Here is a 4484-nt window from a genome sequence, read left to right as displayed (position 1 = left end):
TGATCCGGTGGAACCGGAGTCGGCTGGCGACGCCGAATCAGGTGCGGCGGCGGCCACACCGTGCCCGGCGGCCACCGCGGCGCCCAGGCCGGCTGCGACCGCCCCAGCGCGCAGCCACAGCACCGAGCGCGACGTGGCGCTGCGACGGTGACGGCCGCGTGATTGCTTGATGGATTTCCTTGCCGCAGAACGTTTCTTAACTGACGACATCGTGTACCTCACTTGAGCTCAGGCCGCCTCTTGGCGGCATCCAGGACTTGTTTGTTTCGGCATTGGTTGTGGTTCGGTATGTCGCCGTCGGGGGGACGCTCGGCACGCGCGATAACCTCGTTGGTGGCATCGGTGGCCATGTGGGTTCAGCATCGCGTCACCGTTGGGCTACACACACTGCGACGGCGGCGCACTCGGGCGGGGATGGGTTCTGCGGCGACGGTGGTGAACGGCACGGCGAGCGGGAAGTCGGTTTGTAGGGAATGGATTTCGGTTCGTCGGATGATGGTGGCCAGCGCCAGGGTCGCCTCGAGCGTCGCGAAGTGATCTCCGATGCATGAGCGCGGGCCGGCTCCGAAGGGCAGGTATTGCCAGCGGTCCCGCGTTTTGGGGTTCGCCGCGGTGAACCGGTCGGGGTTGAACGTCAAGGGGTCTTCCCACAGGTGGGGGTCGCGGTGCACGGCGTAGACGCCCGCGATGAGCATGGTGCCGCGCGGGATGCGGTGGCCGTCGACGGTGATGTCTTGCATCGCCATTCGGCCGATTGCGGCAGCGGGCGGGCATAGACGCAGTGCCTCGTGCAGCACCGCGACGGTGTATGGGACTCGGGGAACGTCATCGGGGGTCAGGTCGCGGTCTCCGAGGTCGGCGACTTCGGCGGCGACGCGCTGCTGCATGTTGCGGTGATGTCCCAAGGCCCACAGCGCGTAGGCCAGTGTTGTGGCGGTGGTGTCGTGGCCGGCGGCGAGGAACACGATCAGTTCGTTGCAGATCTCGTCGTCGGACAGTCCACGTCCGGTCGCCGGGTCGGTGGCCGCGATCAACGCGTGCACCAGCGGCGCCTGCACCGTGGGGTCGGCGCGGCATGCGTGCAGGATGTCGGCGGCGAGCCGGTGCAGGGCGGCGGCGGCGGCTCGGGCTCGGCGTCGCGCCGGGGTTGGTAACCATCGCGGGGCGCGTACTGGACGCAGGGCCCGGTCGGCGATGTAGGTCAACGCGACCCGTACTGGTTCGGCGAGCGCCTCGGCGTGCTCGTCGAGGTCTAGGCCCAGCACGCAGCGACCCAATGCCCGTAAGGTCAGCCGTCGGCTTTGCGCGTCCAGGTCGATCTCGCCGCCGTCGGGCCAGCACGCTGCGGTGGTGTCGGCGGCGCTGAACATGTCGGCGCCGAAGGCGCGGACGTGTTGTTTGGTGAACACTGGTTGCAGGGCGCGTCGGCGCGGCAGCCAGGGTTCGTGTGGTAGGTCGAACAGGTTGTCGCCCAAGAGATGACGCATTTCCTCGTGGATGACCATTTTGTCGACGAACGCGTCGGTGCGGACCAAGACGTCGCGGATTCCGGCCGGCGAGGTGGTCACCACCATCGGCGCGATGAGCCGCTTGGGTCCCAAACCCACACTGGTCACCGGGCCACCGGAATCGCGCAGCTTCTCCTGCCCGGTGTGAAAGACCCGCAGTGCCCTCACACGTTGCCAGTACGGCAACGGATTTCGTGGCGCCAGCGGTAAGGACGCTTCATCGACCGTTCGGATGGCTGTGTCAGTCATTGCGGTACTCGTCGCAAATCAGGAAATGGTCCGCGGCGCGGCGTTGGGCATTGCGAATCGCGCGGGCGCTGTCGATCCGGTCACACAAATGGAGACGGGTAATTTCGGCTTCCGTATTCACGGCGAACTTGTCGTCGATTTGCGGTGTGACAATTCCTGCGCGGTTGGCGCGGTGACGATGAGCCGGCTTGCGGGGTTCTGCGGTCCTGGGTGTCGGCGACTTCATAGTCGGTCCATCGCGCGCGACATCCGCGCCGCCTCCATATAGCTCGGTTCGCGGCGGGGACGGTGCGGGCGTGGCTGTGTCAGCGCGCTCAGGATGCGCCCCACCGTGGCCAATCCGGTGCTGTGCAGCCAGCGGCGATGGTTCGGCGTGGTTGATGTCGCCGCAGCGGTGCTCAACGCCACCTCCCGCTCCGTGATGAAGACGGGGGTTGGCTTGCATCGTGTAGGGCCGGTTTCTGGCGGAGCTGAGACGACGTCTGGCGGCCCCAGCGTTGCCGGTGAAATGTGCGACATATCGGCTTCTCCTGGTGATTCGCGATGCTTTGTGCCTGTCAACATGTTCGAGCGCAGTGTCGGAAACGGATCGTCAATTCAGCGTCAATCAACAGGCACACCCCTATTGAGCGGCACGGTTGCCGATTGGTTGTTAGGCTTTCTTCCCAAACAGGTCTTGGAGGACGCGATGGCCGCCGACCAATCCGGCGTGTCGGTCTCGGTTCGCGTGCTGGGCGAAATAGGCATTGCCATCGACGGTGTTGCGGTAGCCCTTCCAGACAGCCTGCGGGCGGTGGCGTTGCTGGGCTGGCTAGCGATTCACGCTGGGGCGCGCAGCCGTTCTGAGATCGCCTCGACACTGTGGCCCGATGTTCGTGATTCGGCCGCGCGCAACAGCATGCGCACCGCGCTGTGGTCGCTGCGCCGTGCTGTCGGCGAGCACGCCGACGCCGTGCTCGACACTTCACGTAACAGGATCGGCTTGCGCAACGTTGAAGTCGACCTCGCGCGGTTCGACGAGCTCGTCGCCGATGACCGTCTAGATGAGGCGCTGGCCATGTCGTCGGGTGACCTGTTGGCCGGCCTCGATGATGAGTGGGCGGTTCTCGCGCGTGAATCGCACCGCGACAGGGTGATCGCACTGCTAAGGGATCTGTCGGCCAAGGCAGCCGCCAACGGCGATTCGGCGCTGGCGATCGAGCGCGCCCGGCAAGCCGCGGAGTTGAATCCACTTTCCGAAACGTGTGCACGTCTGCTGATGCACCGCTACGAGGAAGCCGGCGACCGTTCGCTGGCACTTGCGGTCTACACCCGTATCGTCGAGCGACTACGGCATGAGTTGAAGATCGCTGCGTCAGACGAAACATGGCAGCTGGCCGAGAAGATCCGCACCCGTCAGCAGAATCAGCATCCAACGATGCAGGCCGCCAAGACGTTTCGTCAGCTCGCAACGACTGCGCTGGTTGGCCGTGACCGCGAACTCGAATCGCTGGCACAGGCGTGGCGCTCAGCACGTTCGGGCACCGGCGGAGTGGTCATCGCGCACGGCGAAGCCGGAATCGGAAAGACCCGCTTAATCGCCGAGCTCGCCGAACTAGCCGGCCACACAGGCGGTCTGACAGCAGTTGGCGCCACGTCCTCGATCGGTTGTCCGCCGTATGGGCCGTGGGCCGAGCTGGCCAGCTCGTTGCTGCGCAGCCTGGGTGGTGTGCCCGACGGGCAGCCGTTCACCACGGCGCTGGCGCCGCTGCTGCCAACGCTGATCCAGCCCGTGGCGCCCGGCCCGCCCGATTTCGAACAGGCCCGCCTCACCGAGGGGCTGTTGGATCTGCTGGCATACGCGGCAGCATCGGCACCAGTGCTGGCTGTCCTGGAAGACATGCACGGCTGTGACGACGCCAGCGCCATGGTGCTCGCACGGGCGTGTCGGCGCCTGGCGGGCCTGCCAGTGCTGCTGGTGTGGACCCGGCGCGATCGTCCCCTGCCGGTCGCACTCAGTGACGCCGAGGATGAATGTCGTCACTGCGCTGCGCTGCTGGCAGATGTCGCCCTAGGACCCCTTGCCGATCAAGACATCGCCGAGATCGCACACAGCGCCGGGATGCTCGATGATGACGCGATCGGCAGGGTGATCGCCCAAGCCGACGGCAACGCGCTGCTAGCCGTCGAGTCGGCACGCACGATCCAGCGCGGCGATACGGACCTTGCTCACGGGCTGGGCTCCACCGTGCGGGCCGCCCGCAATCATCTGTCGGCATCTTCGCGTGCACTGTGCGAGGTCATGGCGGTGGCCGGGCGCGCGCTGAGCATCGAAGACACCCGCCGCCGGGCCGGGCCCCGCGACGACGCCGAATTCGACGCAGCCTTCGAAGCGGCGACCGACGCAGGACTGTTGCAGATCGTTGAGGGAAAGATCGACTTCCGTCACGCACTGGTGCGCGACGCCTACTACGCCAGTCTGCCCGAGCTGCACCGGATCCGGCTGCACGCCGCAGCAGCACGCGACCTCGACGACCACGGCGAACCAGAGCTGGCCGGCGAGGCCGCCCGACATCTGTTGATGGCTGGTGATCGCGACGGAGCCGCCGGGCTTCTCGTTCGCGCCGCGCACCATGCCATGTCTCTCGGTGCGCTCAGCCGCGCCGAAGAGTTGCTGACCGAGGCGGCCGATCTTCAGCCCGCCAACACCGACATCGTGCTGGACCTCGCCGGTGTGGCCGCGCACCG

3 protein-coding genes and 1 pseudogene are annotated in these 4484 nt (G+C 66.6%); 1 reads left to right on the top strand and 3 read right to left on the bottom strand.

Features of this window, described 5'->3' with window-relative positions:
* The 3 genes and pseudogenes from VJV41_RS12895 to VJV41_RS12885 all read right to left on the bottom strand — a co-directional run.
* Positions 1-210: pseudogene (locus VJV41_RS12895) on the bottom strand (hypothetical protein); the annotation flags it as partial.
* 146 nt (positions 211-356) lie between these two features.
* Positions 357-1757, bottom strand: coding sequence for a cytochrome P450 (locus VJV41_RS12890; RefSeq protein WP_325334251.1), 1401 nt, complete (start codon positions 1755-1757; stop codon positions 357-359).
* Between the two features lie 222 nt (positions 1758-1979).
* The gene (locus VJV41_RS12885; RefSeq protein ID WP_325334249.1) at positions 1980-2165 is read right to left on the bottom strand and encodes a hypothetical protein; all 186 of its coding nucleotides are present in this window, start codon (positions 2163-2165) and stop codon (positions 1980-1982) included.
* Between the two features lie 280 nt (positions 2166-2445).
* Here VJV41_RS12885 and VJV41_RS12880 point away from each other — a divergent pair.
* A partial coding sequence (locus VJV41_RS12880) for an AAA family ATPase (RefSeq protein ID WP_325334247.1) occupies positions 2446-4484 on the top strand: 2039 nt, incomplete at its 3' end.

The organism is Mycobacterium sp. (assembly GCF_035274705.1).
Taxonomy (GTDB): domain Bacteria; phylum Actinomycetota; class Actinomycetes; order Mycobacteriales; family Mycobacteriaceae; genus Mycobacterium.
Note: the sequence above shows the minus strand (reverse complement) of the source record. Positions and strands in the feature narration are given on the sequence as shown.